Annotated in this window: 15 protein-coding genes; all 15 read left to right on the top strand. The window is 54.8% G+C overall.

Going from position 1 to position 17,576, the window contains the following annotated elements; genetic code table 11:
- The first annotated feature begins 27 nt into the window (after nt 1-27).
- The 15 genes from L1249_RS01535 (at nt 28) to L1249_RS01605 (ending at nt 17,554) form a co-directional block, all read left to right on the top strand.
- Entirely contained in the window at nt 28-1,335 is a 1,308-nt protein-coding gene (locus L1249_RS01535; protein WP_063610139.1) for a methyl-accepting chemotaxis protein, read from the top strand.
- A gap of 87 nt (nt 1,336-1,422) precedes the next feature.
- The gene (locus tag L1249_RS01540; RefSeq protein ID WP_044629599.1) at nt 1,423-3,600 is read left to right on the top strand and encodes a methyl-accepting chemotaxis protein; all 2,178 of its coding nucleotides are present in this window, start codon (nt 1,423-1,425) and stop codon (nt 3,598-3,600) included.
- The gene (locus L1249_RS01545) at nt 3,597-4,469 is read left to right on the top strand and encodes a CheR family methyltransferase (protein ID WP_044629560.1); all 873 of its coding nucleotides are present in this window, start codon (nt 3,597-3,599) and stop codon (nt 4,467-4,469) included. The genes L1249_RS01540 and L1249_RS01545 overlap by 4 nt, the downstream gene beginning before the upstream one ends.
- An 84-nt stretch (nt 4,470-4,553) precedes the next feature.
- The gene (locus tag L1249_RS01550; protein WP_058577009.1) at nt 4,554-5,615 is read left to right on the top strand and encodes a protein-glutamate methylesterase/protein-glutamine glutaminase; all 1,062 of its coding nucleotides are present in this window, start codon (nt 4,554-4,556) and stop codon (nt 5,613-5,615) included.
- Nucleotides 5,616-5,672: 57 nt separating this feature from the next.
- Nucleotides 5,673-7,376 (top strand): methyl-accepting chemotaxis protein, encoded by a 1,704-nt coding sequence (locus L1249_RS01555; protein ID WP_054641153.1) that lies wholly within the window; start codon nt 5,673-5,675, stop codon nt 7,374-7,376.
- A 53-nt stretch (nt 7,377-7,429) separates the two neighbouring features.
- Nucleotides 7,430-7,819 carry a chemotaxis response regulator CheY gene (cheY, locus tag L1249_RS01560; protein ID WP_044629557.1) on the top strand — a complete coding sequence of 130 codons (390 nt, stop codon included), beginning with the start codon at nt 7,430-7,432 and terminating at the stop codon, nt 7,817-7,819.
- A 42-nt stretch (nt 7,820-7,861) separates the two neighbouring features.
- A complete protein-coding gene (cheZ, locus tag L1249_RS01565; RefSeq protein WP_044629556.1) occupies nt 7,862-8,557 on the top strand; it encodes a protein phosphatase CheZ in 696 nt (231 codons plus the stop codon).
- Nucleotides 8,558-8,690: 133 nt separating this feature from the next.
- A complete protein-coding gene (gene flhB, locus L1249_RS01570) occupies nt 8,691-9,857 on the top strand; it encodes a flagellar biosynthesis protein FlhB (RefSeq protein ID WP_228168811.1) in 1,167 nt (388 codons plus the stop codon).
- Nucleotides 9,854-11,935 carry a flagellar biosynthesis protein FlhA gene (gene flhA / locus L1249_RS01575; protein WP_228168805.1) on the top strand — a complete coding sequence of 694 codons (2,082 nt, stop codon included), beginning with the start codon at nt 9,854-9,856 and terminating at the stop codon, nt 11,933-11,935. The genes flhB and flhA overlap by 4 nt, the downstream gene beginning before the upstream one ends.
- Nucleotides 11,936-11,987: 52 nt before the next feature.
- On the top strand, nt 11,988-14,177 hold the full coding sequence (gene flhF / locus L1249_RS01580; RefSeq protein WP_063610138.1) for a flagellar biosynthesis protein FlhF: 2,190 nt from the start codon (nt 11,988-11,990) through the stop codon (nt 14,175-14,177).
- The gene (locus L1249_RS01585; RefSeq protein WP_228168804.1) at nt 14,174-14,773 is read left to right on the top strand and encodes a hypothetical protein; all 600 of its coding nucleotides are present in this window, start codon (nt 14,174-14,176) and stop codon (nt 14,771-14,773) included. Before flhF ends, L1249_RS01585 begins: the two co-directional genes overlap by 4 nt.
- A 171-nt stretch (nt 14,774-14,944) precedes the next feature.
- Nucleotides 14,945-15,295: a flagellar protein FlhE gene (locus tag L1249_RS01590; protein ID WP_228219021.1), complete on the top strand. Its 351-nt coding sequence runs from the start codon at nt 14,945-14,947 to the stop codon at nt 15,293-15,295.
- Between the two features lie 26 nt (nt 15,296-15,321).
- Nucleotides 15,322-16,023, top strand: coding sequence for an RNA polymerase sigma factor FliA (locus L1249_RS01595; RefSeq protein WP_044629552.1), 702 nt, complete (start codon nt 15,322-15,324; stop codon nt 16,021-16,023).
- A gap of 39 nt (nt 16,024-16,062) precedes the next feature.
- Complete coding sequence (locus tag L1249_RS01600) at nt 16,063-16,878, top strand: motility protein A (RefSeq protein ID WP_058577012.1); 816 nt, start codon at nt 16,063-16,065, stop codon at nt 16,876-16,878.
- Between the two features lie 4 nt (nt 16,879-16,882).
- Nucleotides 16,883-17,554 (top strand): OmpA/MotB family protein, encoded by a 672-nt coding sequence (locus L1249_RS01605; protein ID WP_062360456.1) that lies wholly within the window; start codon nt 16,883-16,885, stop codon nt 17,552-17,554.
- Nucleotides 17,555-17,576: the final 22 nt, after the last annotated feature.

Genomic DNA, 17,576 nt, shown 5'->3' on the forward strand with positions numbered 1-17,576 from the left:
CTGGCTAGTACGGTTGTGTTTGGAGAAATGCGTGTGACACAGCTAGTACGTCAACTGATGAGTAATATGACCGTCCGTCTGAGTTGGGGGCTAGTATTGGCCACCTTCTCGCTGCTGGTGCTCATTGCCTGTGGTATCGGTCTTTATGCGCTGCATCACGGGGCGACCATTGTACAAAGTGCCAGCGACCCACAAGTCCAGCAGTTGGCCTTTACTTCCTTTGCCACCCGCATCCGCTGGGTATTGATCGGCGTTGTGGCCATGACCGTTTTAACGGTAGTGGTAGTGGTATGGGGCGTCAGTGCCAACGTACTGCGCCCGCTGGATCGGCTGGTCGGCTATTTTGAGCGCATGGCGCAGGGTGACCTCAGTCAGCAGATCCAGTCACCTGGCAACAATGAGATCGGCAAGCTCTATAGCGCGATGGCCCATATGCAAGGTTCCTTGTCGGAAACTGTTGGCGTGGTCAGGCGTAGCGGCACCACGATTTTTGAGCGCTCCCAGCACATTGCCAGCGGCAACAACGACCTCTCCTCTCGCACAGAACAGCAGGCTTCATCGCTAGAAGAGACGGCATCGAGCATGGAGCAACTCGCGTCGACCGTTAGCCACAATGCCGACAATGCTCGGCAGGCAAGCCAGTTGGCAGGAGACGCGACGCTCACGGCGCGTCGCAGTGGGGAAGAAGTCAGTAACATTGTTGAGACCATGCAGGAGATTAGCGCCAGTTCTCATCAAGTCGCTGACATTATCACCCTGATCGACAATATCGCTTTCCAAACCAATATCTTAGCGCTTAACGCTTCTGTAGAGGCGGCGCGTGCGGGCGAGCATGGCAAGGGCTTTGCCGTGGTAGCACAAGAAGTTCGCAGCCTTGCCAGCCGCAGTGCCAATGCTGCCAAAGAGATTCGTACGCTGATTGATGCGTCGCTCGGTAAAGTAGACGCTGGCACACATCGCGTGAATCAGGCGGGCCAAACCATGCAGGATCTCGTCGCGGCGGTACAGCGCGTTAGCGACATCATGGATGAGATTGCCTCCGCTTCAGAAGAGCAGAGCAACGGTATTGGCCAAGTTAACCAAGCGGTTGCGCAAATGGATCAAGTCGTTCAGCAGAATGCTCAGCTGGTGCAGCAAGCCGCGCGGAGCGCCAATGAGCTAGAGAGCGAGGCAGCACGCCTGCGTGAAGCCGTGGAACGGTTCCGTGTAGCAGGTGGTGGGCAGCCCGACACACAAAAACGTGTCATCAGCGCCCCTTCGCACTCGCCAACGACAACGCAGCGCCTACCGGCCACTAAAACACAAGCGCTGACCGAAGAGTGGGAAGAGTTCTAACTCAGCGCTCTCTGCTCTGGCCATGGAATGAACCAAGCTATTACCGCGTTAAAACATAAACAATAACATAAACAATGAGGCAGCATGATGCGTAATAACCAGCCAGTGACTCAACGGGAAGTTGAGCTTAAACAAGACGATTTTCTCGTTTCGCGTACTGATCTAAAAGGGCGTATAACCTACGCAAATCCAGCATTTATCGAGATTAGCGGCTATCAGCATGAAGAGCTGATAGGAGCGCCTCATAACCTAATACGTCATCCAGACATGCCGTCGCCTGCGTTTGAGAACCTCTGGAAAACCGTTCAGGCGGGGGAGACATGGCGAGGGCTGGTGAAAAATCGCTGTAAGAATGGAGACCACTACTGGGTAGACGCCAGCGTCACACCGATTGTAGAGAACGACCAAGTAATTGGTTACACCTCTGTGCGGGTGCAAGCGACCCGCAAGGCGATTGCTCAGGCTGAACAGCGTTATGCAGAGATACGAGAAGGGCGCAATAAGCGCCTCTACTTGGATAAAGGGCGCGTGCGCCAAAAGGGCTTGTTACAGCGCATTAAGCGCATTCGTCTCGACACAATACGTGCCAAATTAGTTGGCATGGTGGTCGTGGCAGGGGCCCTGCTAGTAGCGAGCGGTGGCGTGGGGCTTTATGGCCTTAATGTGGCAGGCGAACGATTGGGTGAGCTAAATAACGATGGCTTAAGGGATGTTATTCGCCTTCAGCAAATTGATCAAACGATTGCGCAAACACGTCAGGCGCTGATTGAGCCTGAGCGCATGGAGCTGATTAACCAGCGTTTCGAGATGGGGGAGGCGATAGAGGGAAGTGCTACACAAATCGTTGATATCTGGCAGGCATACTTCAGTCGCGATGTGAATACGACGCCGTTGGCCACTTCGTTCAACGAGCGGCTACAAGCTTTTTTGTCTGAAGGCATGAACCAAGCGGCTAGCGTGCTACAGGCTGAAGAGACTTACCAAGCGTTCACCGGCCTGGATGCTGTTATCAGTGTGATGAACGAGGAGGGGCGGGAGCTATCCGCTATGGTCAATCAACTGATCGCTCAAAAGCAGGAAGCTGCGGAGGCAATGGCAGCAGAGGCCGAGCGTGGTCAAACCGCCATGCTTAGCGTACAAGCTGGTGTATTAGGCGCAGGACTATTGTTACTGGTACTGATTAGTGTCCTAACGCTGCGCTCTATTATTACGCCACTGAAGCGCGCGTCACGTTTTACGTTGCAAATCGCAGGCGGCAATTTAGCGGCACATGTACCGCCCAAACGCCGTGATGAAATTGGTCAGTTGATGGACTCTCTCAACACCATGCGTAAAAGCCTGAGCAACATCATTAGTGATGTAAAAAGTGGCATTGACGTAGTCACCCCAGCAGCTAAAGACATTGCCAGTGGCAACGAAGCGCTCTCCACGCGAACTGAACAGCAGGCAGCTTCGCTTCAGCAAACGGCCTCCAGTATGGAAGAAATGACTACTACAGTTAGACAGAACAGTGATAACGCTCAAGAAGCGCGTCGACTGGCCGATAATAATGCAACAAGGGTTACACAAACCGGGGAATTGATGACACAACTGGTCGCTAATATGCAGCGGATAACACAAAGCTCGCAGAAAATGACCGACATTATCAACGTCATCGATTCGATTGCGTTTCAGACCAATATCTTGGCTCTGAATGCCTCGGTGGAAGCCGCCAGGGCGGGAGAGCATGGTCGTGGCTTCGCTGTGGTGGCCGAAGAGGTGCGTAAGCTTGCTGGGCGTAGTGCTGGAGCAGCGCAGGAAATTCGCACACTTATTGACGATTCGAGCCAGGAAGTGAGCGTAGGCGCTGGCTTAGTCGAAAAAGCTGAGGCAGCGATTAGTGAGGTTGCCGAAGCCGCACGCAGCGTTACTCATATTATGCACGACATCTCGGCGGCTTCTGCGGAACAAAGCAGCGGTATTACGGAAGTCAACCAAGCCGTTGCGGAAATGGATCAAGCAACACAGCAAAATGCTCTGCGCGTTCAAGAAACTGCACGGGCAGCTGTTGCCCTAGAGCAACAAGCAGGACTGTTGTCGCTTTCCGTTGAAGCGTTTCGACTTAACCAAAGCCCGCTAGCGGCCACTGGCTTGCAGCCGCCTGTGACCGCAACTCCAAAGGCAAACGTGTTGCCAGCGGGGTCTGCACATAACAGCAGTGCCACATCGCCTGTGCCGACTAAGAAACGGCAAATGGCCTCTGTAGAGGAGTGGGAAGAGTTTTGACAGACCAACGCGAACGGGGTAGCGACGCAGGCCAATGGGCGTCCAGTGGACAGATCGAACGCGATCTGGTGCTGACCGATGCTGATTTTGCGCGCATTCGAGAGCTGATTTACCAGCGCGCTGGTATTGTATTAGCTGAGCATAAGCGCGAAATGGTCTATAGCCGCTTAGCTAAGCGGCTGCGCCATCATGGCATGACGCGCTTTACTGACTACCTGTCGCGGCTGGAGCGTCAACCCGACGCGAAAGAGTGGGAGGCGTTTACCAACGCCTTGACTACCAATCTAACTGCTTTCTTTCGTGAATCGCATCACTTCCCATTATTGGCGGAACATATTAGGCATAAGCAAGATCCGGTAACGATCTGGTGTTCAGCCGCTTCGACAGGGGAAGAGCCCTACTCGATTGCCATGACGCTGCTAGAGACACTTGGCGCGAAAGCCTCCCAAGCCAAAGTGATTGCTACCGACATTGATACCGATGCACTGGCGAAAGCACGTAAGGGGATTTATCCCCAGGAGCAAGTGCGCAAACTGGACGAAGCGCGAGTGAAGCGGTTCTTTCAAAAAGGTACCGGCAATCACATCGGGCTTGCCCGCGTGCGCCCAGAAGTCTCGGCACTTGTTGAGTTTATGCCACTGAACTTGCTGGCCCCTCAGTGGCCTATCAAAGGCCCTTTTGATGCAATATTTTGTCGTAATGTCATGATTTATTTCGACAAAGAGACGCAAGCTAAGATTTTGAAGCGGTTTGCGCCGCTGATGAAACAGGATGGTCTGCTATTTGCGGGACACTCCGAAAACTTCTCGTATATCAGCGATGCGTTTAAGTTGCGCGGGCAAACGGTTTATACCCTCGCGAATAAGTGAACAATAGACGTGAGCTAAGCTCCGGCGAGGGCGTTTGCCAGCAGGGAGTGATGCCGCGGTGGATACCGTAAGAGGAGGCGTGCTTTGAGCGCTGCCAAGATCAAAGTGTTGTGCGTCGATGACTCGGCGCTGATTCGTGATTTGCTGACCGAAATCATTAACTCACAGCCAGACATGGAAGTTGTCGCCGTTGCGCCTGACCCCATTGCTGCCCGAGATCTGATCAAGCAGCATAACCCAGATGTACTGACGCTTGATGTCGAGATGCCGAGGATGGACGGCCTCGATTTTCTTGAGCGGCTGATGCGATTGCGCCCTATGCCGGTGCTGATGGTGTCGTCGCTAACCCAAAGCGGCTCTGAAATTACCCTGCGCGCCCTGGAGCTCGGTGCGCTGGATTTTGTAGCGAAGCCAAGCCTGGGTATTCGCAGCGGTATGATGGAGTATGCTAACGAAATTGCTGAAAAATTGCGTGCTGCAGCTCGTTCGCGTCCGCGTCAGGCACGCCATAAAAACACGCCGCCGCCCACTCGGCTTAAAGCACCCATGATATCCAGCGAGAAGCTCATTATTATTGGTGCTTCTACTGGCGGCACTGAAGCAATCCGTGCCGTATTAGAACCTTTACCTGCCAATGCGCCTGCCATTTTAATTACCCAGCATATGCCCGGTGGCTTCACGCGCTCTTTTGCAGAACGCCTGGATCGACTGTGTAGTATTACCGTGAAGGAAGCCACGGACGGTGAGCGGGTTCTGCCAGGCCATGCCTATATTGCCCCTGGCGACCAGCACTTAGAGCTTGCCCGCAGTGGCGCCAACTACGTAGCCCGCCTAAATGATGGACCGCCGGTTAACCGCCATCGCCCCTCGGTAGATGTGTTGTTTCACTCTGCTTCTAAGCATGCTGGCAAAAACGCCATCGGCGTCATTCTGACCGGTATGGGGAAAGATGGCGCGGCAGGCCTATTAGAAATGCGTCAAGCAGGTGCGCCGACGATCGCACAAAATGAAGAGACCTGTGTGGTTTTTGGTATGCCGCGAGAGGCGATTGCCGTTGGGGGAGCAGTCGAGGTCGTTGCACTCGACGATATACCGTCGCGTCTTATGGCGCTGGTTGCTGCTTCAGGGCGCGCGCAGCGCGTTTAAGTACCAAGAAATGTCAAACCCTTCTTGGTTCATGCATTAATAAGGGGAGCCATAACAATGACGCGTTTACTGCGCAATTTAAGTATTCATTCGACCGTGGTAACGGCGCTAACCTGCCTCGTCACGCTGATGTTGGTTGTGGGTGGGCTTGGCGTCGTGGCTGACCGTAATGCTCAGAGTAACTTAGCGACGCTGAATCTTATTGGAAATGAACAGCTTAACGAGCTGAACCGCGCCGACTCTCTACTCAACCAAGCCATGCTAGCCATGGAGACTGCCTCTAATTTACTGATGGTGGGGCAGACTCGCCAATCTAATGAGCAGGTAGAGGTGGCGGCAAATCGTATCGAACGGGCCGAGCGTCGCTTTGAGAAGTATCAGGCCGCGCCGCGTACAGCACGGGATGAAGTTTTGGGAAGCGCTGTCGATGAAAACTTCCGCGCTGTGCTTGATCTGGTAAAGCAGCAACACGCTAGCTTTGAGTTCATGGATATCAATACGTTTAACCAGCTACGAGGCGAACTGGCCGAGCCACTAAACGCACTCTCCGAAAGTATTGATGCCTTCGTCGATTATGGTTTTGGGCGTGTTGATACAATCCGTGTGGATGCTGAGTCTCAGGGAGAGCTGTTTACCTTAATCAACGCGCTAGCGGTAGGCCTTGCGCTGATAGTGACGCTGGCCATTTATATCGGTTTACGCCGCACAGTCATTGCGCCACTTAACAATGCCGTTCAGCGGCTTGATCGCATTGCCGAGGCAGACTTAACGCAGCCGCTGCCAGAGGCCGGTAAAAACGAAATTGGCCGTTTATTTTCGGCTATGGCCACCATGCAGCAAAACCTTAGCGCAACGGTGGCACGCGTGCGCGAGGGGAGTCGAGAGATTCACCACGGCACCCGAGAAATCGCCAGCGGCAATGCTGATCTTTCATCGCGTACTGAGCAGCAGGCAGCGTCCATTGAGCAAACGGCGGCCAGTATGGAGCAGATGACAGCCACCGTGAAACAGAATGCTGACAACGCTCGACAGGCCAGTACGCTAGCCGCTGATGCTTCCACCACAGCAGAGCAGGGTGGTCAAGTCGTTGAACAAGTGGTGCAAACCATGCACGGTATCTCCACCAGCTCTCAAAAAGTGGCAGATATCACTAATGTGATCGATTCCATCGCGTTTCAGACCAATATTCTGGCACTGAATGCTTCGGTTGAGGCAGCGCGGGCTGGCGAGCAAGGGCGCGGGTTTGCGGTGGTGGCCGGGGAAGTGCGTAACCTCGCTAGCCGCAGTGCGGATGCGGCAAAAGAGATTAAAACGCTGATTGAGGCGTCTGTTAGTCAGATCAACCAGGGTTCATCTCTGGTAGAAAAGGCGGGCCAGACAATGACGGAAGTCGTCACCGCGGTGCGCCGGGTTACAGATATCATGGATGAGATTTCAGCGGCGTCCCAAGAGCAGAGCGACGGTATTGAGCAGGTGAGTCAGGCAGTGGGGCAAATGGACCAGGTGACTCAGCAAAATGCCGCGTTAGTCCAGCAGGCAACCGCAGCGGCCGCTTCACTAGAAGAGCAAGCAAATCGCTTAGAAGAGGCGGTCGCGGTCTTTCAGGTGCTAAGTGCTCAGCAGGCATCACATGCGTTACCTACGCGTGTATCAGCATCGCACACGTCGGTTCCTAAGGCGTCTGCTGCTCAGTCAACGGCTTTACCGCCGAATCGTCGAGCAACTGCCCAGCAGCACCACGAAGAGTGGGAAGAATTTTAACCCTGACTGAATTCCCAGTCACCCTATAGATGTCGTTATTGAGAGGATGACCAATGGCTGATAAGAACATGAGTTTCTTGGTAGTAGACGATTTTCCCACTATGCGCCGGATCGTACGTAGCCTGCTGAAAGAGCTGGGCTTCACTAATGTTGAAGAAGCCGAAGATGGTCAAGATGCGCTTAATAAATTGCGCGCGGGCAATTTTGAGTTTGTGGTTTCCGACTGGAACATGCCCAACCTAGATGGCCTGGAAATGCTGAAAGAGATTCGTCAGGACAATGCGCTAAAAGACTTGCCGGTACTGATGGTAACGGCCGAAGCGAAAAAAGAGAATATTATTGCTGCCGCACAAGCGGGTGCCAATGGTTATGTCGTCAAACCGTTCACTGCCGCGACCCTAGAAGAGAAGCTGAATAAAATCTTCGAGAAAATGGGTAAATGACGCGGCTGAGCCAAGGCGCTCGGTTAACGAGGAGACAACACAATGAGTCAGAATGAGCAGGGTGGTTCTGCCCAACTGTCTGAAGAAGCCGCAGAAGACCTTATCTTTCGCATTGGTAAGCTTACCCGCATGCTGCGTGACAATATGCGCGAGTTGGGCTTAGACAAAGAGATTGAAAAGGCCGCTGAAGCGATCCCCGACGCCCGTGACCGGCTGCACTACGTGGCGACGATGACCGAGCAGGCTGCAGACAGGGCGTTGAACGCCATTGATCGTGCGCAGCCGCTGCAAGATCAGCTCTCTGAGCGTGCGGAAGCACTCGACAAGCGTTGGGCCGAGTGGTTCGAAGCACCAAAAGAGCTAGACGACGCAAAGGTGTTGGTAAAAGAGACGCGCACCTACCTGAGCGACGTGCCAGAAATTACCTCAGCGACCAACAAGGAGCTGATGGACATTATGATGGCACAGGATTTCCAGGATCTTACCGGTCAAGTCATCAAGAAAATGATGGATGTGATCCGTGAGATCGAACATCAGCTGGTACAGGTACTCATCGACAATGTTCCTGGTGTTGAAGCTCGTGAAACGATGCAGCGCAAGGCCGAAGATCAGTGGAAAAATGAGAAAGCTCGCCGCAATGAAGATCTTCTTAATGGGCCGCAGGTGAAAGAGAGCGCCCCTGATATCGTTACCGGCCAGGATCAGGTAGACGACTTATTGGACGAATTAGGCTTTTAATGCTGGGTTATTAGCTCATTGTAAGCCGCTGCATCTGGCAAAATAGGTAGACTGTTCAGCCGTCCTTTAGGGCGGCTGAGTTTATGGTATGCCTTATTTTGGTCAACTGGCCACTCGTCAGCCGGATAACAGCATGGCAGATAACGACAGCGATCAGGAAAAAACCGAAGAGGCCACGCCCAGGCGACTAGATAAAGCCCGCGAAGAGGGTCAGGTGCCTCGATCCCGCGAATTAACTACCTTCATGATGCTGTTGGGTGGGGTGATAGGGTTGTGGGGTATGGGGCAAATGCTCTATGACCAGCTTGGGATGGTGATGGAGCAGGCGTTTTTATTTGAGCGCCGCCATGCCATGGAAAGCACGCCTATGTTGGTGAATGCGCTGGATCTTGGCCAGCGAACCCTCATCGCTATGCTTCCCTTATTTTTACTGCTCACGGTGATTGCACTGGTTGCACCGGCACTGCTAGGTGGCTGGTTAATCTCTTCAAAATCGTTGCAGCCTAAATTTTCAAAATTAAACCCAGTGAAAGGGTTAAAAAGGATATTTTCTGCTCAGGCCCTTGCTGAGCTGGCTAAGGCGATTGCTAAGTCCATCTTGGTGGGCAGTGTGGCAGCTGGCTTTTTATATTTTAATATTGGCAAATTTATGGGGCTAATGGACCAGCCCGTGCAGCAGGGACTGGTCAGTGCGCTGAATATGGCAGCGCTGGTGGCGGGCCTCATCGTCCTGTCACTGATCGTGGTTATTCTCATTGATGTCCCATTTCAGCTGTGGAATAACGCCAAACAGCTGCGTATGACCAAAGAAGAGGTGAAGCAAGAGCATAAAGACTCTGAGGGCGACCCCCATGTGAAGGGCCGTATTCGCCAGCAGCAGCAGGCCATGGCCCGCGGGCGCATGATGAGCAAAGTACCTGAAGCTGATGTCATTATTACCAACCCAACCCACTATGCGGTGGCGCTGGTTTACCAGGAGGGGCGTATGGGGGCTCCTCGGTTGGTGGCCAAAGGGGCCGATGCTGTTGCCGCTCGAATCCGTGAGATTGGCGAGGAAGCAGGTGTTCCGCGCTTGGAGGCAGCACCTCTGGCGCGCGCCCTGTATCATCATGTCGACTTAGAAGCTGAAGTGCCCGCCGAACTGTACACTGCCGTGGCCGAAGTGATGGCCTGGGCCTACCGCCTGAAACATGTTGCACAACAAGGAGGCGAGGTGCCCCCCACACCCGATAATTTACCGGTACCCCCGGAAATGGATAGTCCCGGCCGTCGTGCCGATGGCAATGAGGCGCAACCATGAAAGGCTTAAGCCAGTTGATCAATCAGCGTAACTGGATGAACGATGTGAGCATGAAGCTGCTCGCCGGTCCGCTGCTGATTTTAATGATTCTGGGCATGATGATTCTGCCCCTTCCGCCGTTCGCGCTGGATCTGCTGTTCACTTTTAATATTGCGCTATCGATCATGGTGCTGCTGGTCAGTATGTTTGCCGAGAAACCGCTGGATTTTGCCGCGTTTCCGGCCGTTCTACTGTTTACCACACTGCTGCGACTCTCCCTTAACGTGGCTTCGACTCGTGTGGTATTGATGGAAGGCCATGAAGGGGGAGATGCGGCGGGCAAGGTCATTGAGGCCTTTGGCACGTTTCTGGTAGGCGGTAACTTTGCGGTAGGCTTGGTGGTCTTCTTAATCCTGGTCATCATCAACTTCATGGTGATCACCAAGGGTGCCGGCCGTATTGCCGAAGTGGGCGCTCGCTTCGTGCTTGATGGCATGCCCGGTAAACAGATGGCAATTGATGCCGACTTGAATGCCGGCCTGATTGGCGAAGATGATGCGAAAAAGCGCCGCGCCGAAGTTGCTCAAGAAGCTGACTTTTATGGCTCAATGGACGGTGCCAGTAAGTTCGTCCGTGGTGATGCCGTGGCAGGCTTGGTCATCATGGTGGTTAATATCATTGGCGGCCTGCTGATTGGCATGATGCAGCACGATCTGGGATTTGCCGATGCTGCCCGCACTTATACGCTGCTAACGATAGGTGATGGCTTGGTTGCCCAGATTCCGGCGCTGGTGATCTCCACGGCGGCAGGTGTGACTGTTTCACGCGTCAACACCGAGCAGGATGTTGGTCAGCAGATGATCAGCCAACTGTTTGTGAACCCTCAAGTAATGATCTTGGCGGCCATGGTAATGGGCCTGTTAGGCCTAGTACCTGGTATGCCCAACTTCGTGTTCCTGCTATTTACAGTGCTGCTGGGTGGTTTAGCCTGGTACCTGATCCGTCGAAAAGAGCAGACCTTGGTGAAGGAGGAAGTCTCCGCTGCACCGCCTCAAATACAGGAAACCCCTGAAGCCAGCTGGGAAGATGTTCAGCTGGTAGACATGCTTGGTTTAGAGGTGGGGCATCGCTTGATCCCCTTGGTGGATTCCCGGCAGAAGGGTGAACTGCTGGACCGTATTAAAAGCGTACGCAAGAAGTTTGCCCAGGAAGTGGGCTTCCTGCCGCCCGTGGTGCACATTCGCGATAACTTAGAACTACCACCCAATACCTATGTGCTCTCCATGAAGGGAGCGGAAATTGGCCGCGCTGAGGCGCAGGCCGGTAAATGGCTAGCCATTGATCCTGGTCAGGTCTCGGGGGAGCTTCAGGGTACACCGACCCAAGACCCTGCCTTTGGCTTGCCAGCAGTATGGATTGACGCTAACCAACGGGAGCATGCTCAGGTATACGGGTACACGGTCGTGGATGCCAGTACGGTCATCGCCACGCACCTTAACCATCTGCTGCACCGCCACTCGCCTGAACTGCTGGGCCGCCAGGAGGTTCAAAAGCTGCTGGACAAGTTGGGCGAAGATCAAAAATCGCTGGTCGAAGAAGTAGTGCCGAAGTCCATCTCCCTCACCGTGCTGCAGCGCATTTTGCAGAACCTACTGGATGAGGATGTCTCGATTCGTGATATGCGTACCGTGCTGGACACCTTGGCAGAGCATGCGGGTCAGCAGAAAGATCCCAACGAGCTAACGGCTCTGGTGCGTATTGCGCTGGGCAGGGCCATTACCCAGCAGTGGTTCGCGGGCCAAGATACGCTGCATGTGATGGGGCTGGATGCGCAGTTAGAGCAAGTGTTGTTGCAAGCAATGAACGGCAATGGTGCGATGGAGCCAGGGCTGGCGGATACCTTGATGAATCAAGCGCAGCAAGCGTTAGAGAAACATGAAGGCAGTGGTGAAGCGCCTGTGCTGGTGGTTCAGCACTCGCTACGGGCCGTGTTGTCGCGCTTCCTGCGCCGCCGCATGCGCCACTTAGTGGTGATGTCTCAAGCGGAAATTCCCGACGACCGCACCCTGCGCGTTACCACGCTGGTGGGTGGTCGCTAATGGCCACACTTCGAGCGGTAATAGCCTTTTACGTTTTGGCAACAGGTGAAACATGAGCGTTAGACGTTTTGTCGGAGCAAATAGCCGCGACGTAATGCGCCAAGTGCGCGAAGTGTTAGGTGATGATGCACTTATTGTCGCCAACCGTCGCACCGAAGGCGGCGTTGAAATTCTCGCCATGGCGGATGACGCCGTTGACCAGTTCGACCCGTCGCCGACGACGCCAGCGGAGGAGCCGAAGGCTAGCCCCGCGCCAGCGCCTGTCTTTTCACTGCCAAAGCAACCAGACCCCCTAGAGGCGATGAGTGAGCGTCTGCTTCGGGAAATGCAAGATATGCGCGAACTACTGGCCCGCCGCCAGCCGTTGCCAACGACTCAAAGCGGTGCAGACACCGCCTACGAGCACCTACGGCAGTTGATGGCCCGGGTTGGCTTCAGTACAGAGCTGAGCGAAGAGGTGCTGGAAGCATTGCCAGATGAGTTGAGCGCGCTCGAGGCTACTAACGACGCGCCGCTTAACTGGCTGCGTGAGCAGTTAATGGCACGGCTTAACGTGCTGCAGCACGAAGAGAGCTTCTTTGATCAAACGGGCATCGTCGCATTGGTTGGCCCCACTGGGGTGGGTAAAACGACCACTACTGCGAAGCTTGCGGCACGCTTTGTGATGCGCCACGGCACTCGCCCAGTGGCGCTAGTGACCACCGATAGCTTCCGTATCGGCGCTCATGAGCAGCTGCGCATTTATGCACGGCTCTTGGATACGCCCATGTATGCCCTAGACGCTGAACAGCCGATTGATGAATTGGTTGGTCGGCTACAAGGTAAGCAGTGGGTGATTATTGATACCGTGGGGATGAGCCAGCGGGATCAGCGGGTGATTGAACAGATCGCCCATTTACAGGGTGGGAAGTCCACCGTGCGTCTGGTGCTGTTGCTCAACGCCGCCAGTCAGCCGGAAACGCTAGAAGAAGTCGTATTGCGCTACCGCCAAGCGGCGAGAGCTGCAGGTGCCGAGTTAGACGACTGTATCATCACGAAGCAAGACGAAGCTGGGCGGCTTGCGCCGGTATTAGACATCGTCATGCGCCACGGTATGAGGGTGCTGTTTGGCTCCTATGGCCAGCAGGTGCCAGAAGATATGGTGGTCGCGACACCACCCGCACTGATTGATCAAGCACTGTCGGCCAACGTTTCGAGTAGCGCGCGTGCTGAAACAGCCCCACTCAGCTTGCCACGCTGGTCGCGGGATGTGTTAGGGCAGGGGCGCAGGCTCTCCTCGGTGTTAACCCGCTTGCGTCAGCGGGTCGTCGATTTTCACCGCTTGGAAGCCGCCTGGGACATCGCAGCGCTGCCGGGGGTGATACAAGACCAGCGCCTAGATGAGCTGTTAGCCGGAGCCTCCACCACTCGTGACGCGTTAGGGGTGGTTTGGTCGCCCCGCCGCAACGAGCGAGGTTGTGACTGGTCGATGCCAGATGTTGCCCTGAATGAGCAAGGTGCTTGGCTGGCACTGACTCGCCTTCAGCACCGTCAGCTAGCGGGCTGGCAGCCACGTTTGGTGCGTTGTGCAGGAGATGTTGCGGTTCATCTGCTGCCTACCCTGCCAGACGCTGAGGCGCTGGCTTGGCTAAACGCTCAGCATCTGACGTGGGTCAGCATGGTGCCCGCGAGCCAGCGGGTATACTGCCAGGGCGAGCGCTATACCCTGCGTTCCCTGTTCCAAGAAAGCACCTTAACCCATAGCGTGGGCATCCGTTTCCGCGGGCAAAGCATGCAGCTTTCCAGCGCCTATGTTGAAGCGCAGGACGTATCAGGTAACCCCGTATTGGCGTGGGTCGGTGAGGTAAGCGACCCTGAAAGCACTAAGCGAATCGTGCGCCGCTACTGGCTAACGCCTGCACGTTTGGGCAGCGATGTGTTAACGCTTTTAATCACTCAACTGCAGAGTGACGGACTGGCATCGCTCACCAAGCGTGCTTGGCAGCAGCTTAAAGAGGCCGATGGGGGTGATGTCAGCAGCGAGCTGCGCCTGCTGATGGCCAGCGGCGCGGCTGCAGTAGCTGGCCATCTAGATATCGTTGACGATGAGGACGCTCAGGCCCTGCGAGCCGATTTGCTGCGCTTGTTAGGAACCCAGCGCAAGCGGCGTGATACGGCACTGCTTGATGCATTAGTACACGTTCTGATGGCGCGCGATGCCATTCGTCAGCTAGGTAGCGTCAGTCGTGAGGGCGTGGTATGAGTGGCCAGGATCAGGCGGCTGGCCTGCGCAAATGGGCCGATTTACAGCGCCAGCAGCGCGGTGCTGATGAAGTCGGCCATAACGTGGAAAGTGACGAGGCAGTGCCTGCCGCACCCGTTAACGAAGAGAAAGCCGCCGCGCATACCCAGGAGGCCATGGCACCGACGGTAGCTGCTGCTGCCGAGCCTGCCACCGTGGCGCCTCCAAGACCGAAAAAAACGTTAGTGGTAGTAGGCTTACCTCATGCTGGCGCAGCGCAGGTGGACAAAGTGCGAGGTCGGCTGGGGCAATGGTCGGCCCTTGGAAGGCAATGGGCAGGAGACCCACATGATTGGGATGTTCATATTGTCATGCCTGACAGCGCCTCGCTGACTGACTTAGCCGAGCGTTACTCACGCTGGGCGTTGTGGATCAACAGTGATGCTGACGCCTTTGCCACCATGTACCGAGTGTTGCGCCAATTACGCGAGCATGGTGGTCCGCAGCGTCTTCTAGCCCTTCATGAACCCCACCTGCCGCGCCGGGGGTTGCTGGATAATTTGGGCAATGCTTCCGCTCGTTATTTAGATATTGAGCTTCTGCTGCTGGCGCGCTAGCGGCGGGCCAGGGTGCATGTGTCGCTCAAGGGGAGAGTTATGCAGAGTTTGGCGAGTTGGGTAAGTAACGCTAAGCAGATGGCTATTGAGGCGTTGATAAAACCTGCAAAGTTGTTAACAGTAAGAAAAATGGGCTGTTTAGGGCTAGTAGCAGGGTTATGGCTTTTCGCGTTGAATACGCAGGCCGCAACCGGCAGTTGGAGCAGCCAAGTGCCTAGTGTGATGGTAGCAATGAGCGACCGTACCAGCAGCAGCCAGGCGATAACCCCGCCAGCGGGCGTCCCACTGCGTAATGCTGTGCTGTCGCGAATTCAATGGCGCTTTGAATCACCGCCGGGAACGCCTGTGAACGCTTGGCTATGTCATCCTGAACGCTGTGTTGCACTATCAGGCATGCGCGGTAGCACGACCGCTCTATCGGGAATGTTGGCGAGCGCACCGCTGTACTTTCGGTTTACGCTGCAGCCAGGGCAACGCCCTGTGCGAGTACAGGGGTTACAAGTGATCGTGAACTATCAGTAAAGGTTGTTAAGCCGCGAGGCACGAGGATGTATACAGCACAAGGCAGGATCAAACAGAGTGAGCTGTTAACTCAATACATGCCACTGGTGAGACGTCAGGCCTTAACGCTGCAGGTAAGGTTGCCCGCGAGTATTGAGCTGGATGATCTGATCCAGGCGGGTATGGTGGGCTTGTTAGAGGCATTAGGGCGCTTTGATGCTGCCCAAGGAGCAACATTTGCTACCTTTGCAAGCCAGCGCATCCGTGGCGCGATGATGGACGAGCTGCGCACTCGTGACTGGCTGCCCCGCAGCGTACGCCGCTCGGCACGGGCGGTAGATGATGCTGTGCGTCGTTTAGAGCAGCAGCTGGGGCGCCCCCCGGAAGAGGGGGAGATTGCCCGTGAACTGGAGATGCCGCTAAGTGATTACCAGCAACTGCTCAACGATACCAATAGCGGGAAATTATTGCCGTTCGAAGAGCTCATTGCGGATGGCGGCGAGCCTGCGGGGGACGACACTCACCGACAGCCGTTTGAACAATTATTGGATGAACAGCAGCGGCAAACGCTGATCGACGCCATTGAAGCACTGCCCGAGCGCGAGAAGCTGCTAATGGCGCTGTATTACCAAGAAGAGATGAATCTAAAAGAAGTGGGCGCTGTGCTCGGTGTCACCGAATCACGGGTTTCACAGCTTCACAGCCAGGCGGTGAGTCGGCTGCGTGCTCGCCTACATGAGACTAATTAACCCTCTCACTCACTAACCATAACCGGCGAGGAGCCGTTGATGAATCCATCTACGCTGATCGGTATATTTGCCAGCATGCTGTTGTTGGTAAGCGTTTTATTTTTTACCGCAGAGTCTCCCGAGAGCTTTATTAACTTACCGGGGCTTGCCATTGTGGTCACTGGCACGCTGGCGGCCACGTTTATCAGCTATCCGCTGAAAGAAGTGCTGCGTGTGGTGCGTCTGGTTGGTTTAGTTTTCCGCCGTGAAAACACCTATGTGCGAGATGACATCAATGAGTTGGTTTCCATGTCGCGCCTTTGGTTTAAGGGGGATGTTAGAGCGGTTGAGAAAGAACTGGAACATACCCGTAATCCGTTTTTGCGCACCGGTATTCAACTGGTCATTGCGAATACAAAAGAGGATGAAATCTTCGACATGCTGCGCTGGCGTATTGCGCGGCTGAAAGCCCGCGAGCATGCTGAAGCCCAAATTTTCCGCACCATGGCCACCTATGCACCGGCCTTTGGCATGATTGGTACTTTGGTAGGCTTGGTCAACATGCTCGAAGTGATGGATGCGGGTGACCTGGAAGTAATTGGGCCCCGGATGGCAGTGGCGCTGTTGACTACTTTCTATGGCATCCTGTTGGCCAATTTGGTGTTTAAACCGATTGCCGTGAAGCTAGAGCGGCGTACGGAAGAGCGCCTTATCACTATGAACATGGTGCTGGAAGGCATTTCGCTAATTACCAAGCGCCGTCTGCCATCGTTTATTGAAGAGACGCTTAACTCCTTCGTAGCGAATTACCACGACGAAATTCGTGACTCGAACGTTAAGCCTCGGCCCGATATGGGTGCCGCATTAAAAGGGTAGCGCCATGCTCGACCGCGACTCACGGCATGCTTTGGAGCTTCCCGCCGAAGTGGGGGAGAGTGACGAGAGCTGGCTGACCAGTTACCTGGATGTATTGACGCTGCTGATTACCCTGTTTGTACTGCTGTTGGCGCTTACGCCATCCGGCGGTGGCGAAGGGAGTGAAAGCAGTATCATGGATCCCTCGAATGCCGTTACGTCACTGCCATTGGCTAGCCTAGCCACAGGAATACTTCCCCGCCACGATGGCTTACATCCCCAAATGGCAGGGCTTGATATCCCTGGAGTGAGTGTCTCCCAGGGGCAAGAGGGCGTTACGCTACGTATTGACGATAGCCTTTTATTTCCCAGTGGCAATGATGTGCTAACGCCCCAGGGGCAAGTTGTGTTAGAACGGCTCTCTCCGGTGCTACAGGCTTTTGATGGTCAAATTTCCGTTGAGGGCCACACCGATAATGTGCCGATCGCGACCGCTCGGTTTCCGTCTAACTGGGAACTCTCAGTGGGACGAGCTATCGCAGTGGTACGCCAGTTAGAGCGGCAAGGTATTGCCATTTCACGTATGCGGGCCGTCGGCTATGCCGACACCCAACCCATGGAAAGTAATGCTACTGCGGAAGGGCGAGCTGCCAACCGACGCGTTGAGCTGTTGCTGAAGCAACAGGTCAAGGGGTAAAGAGATATCTCGAGGCTATCTT

This window comes from Halomonas sp. Cn5-12, from assembly GCF_021532545.1.
GTDB lineage: Bacteria > Pseudomonadota > Gammaproteobacteria > Pseudomonadales > Halomonadaceae > Vreelandella > Vreelandella aquamarina.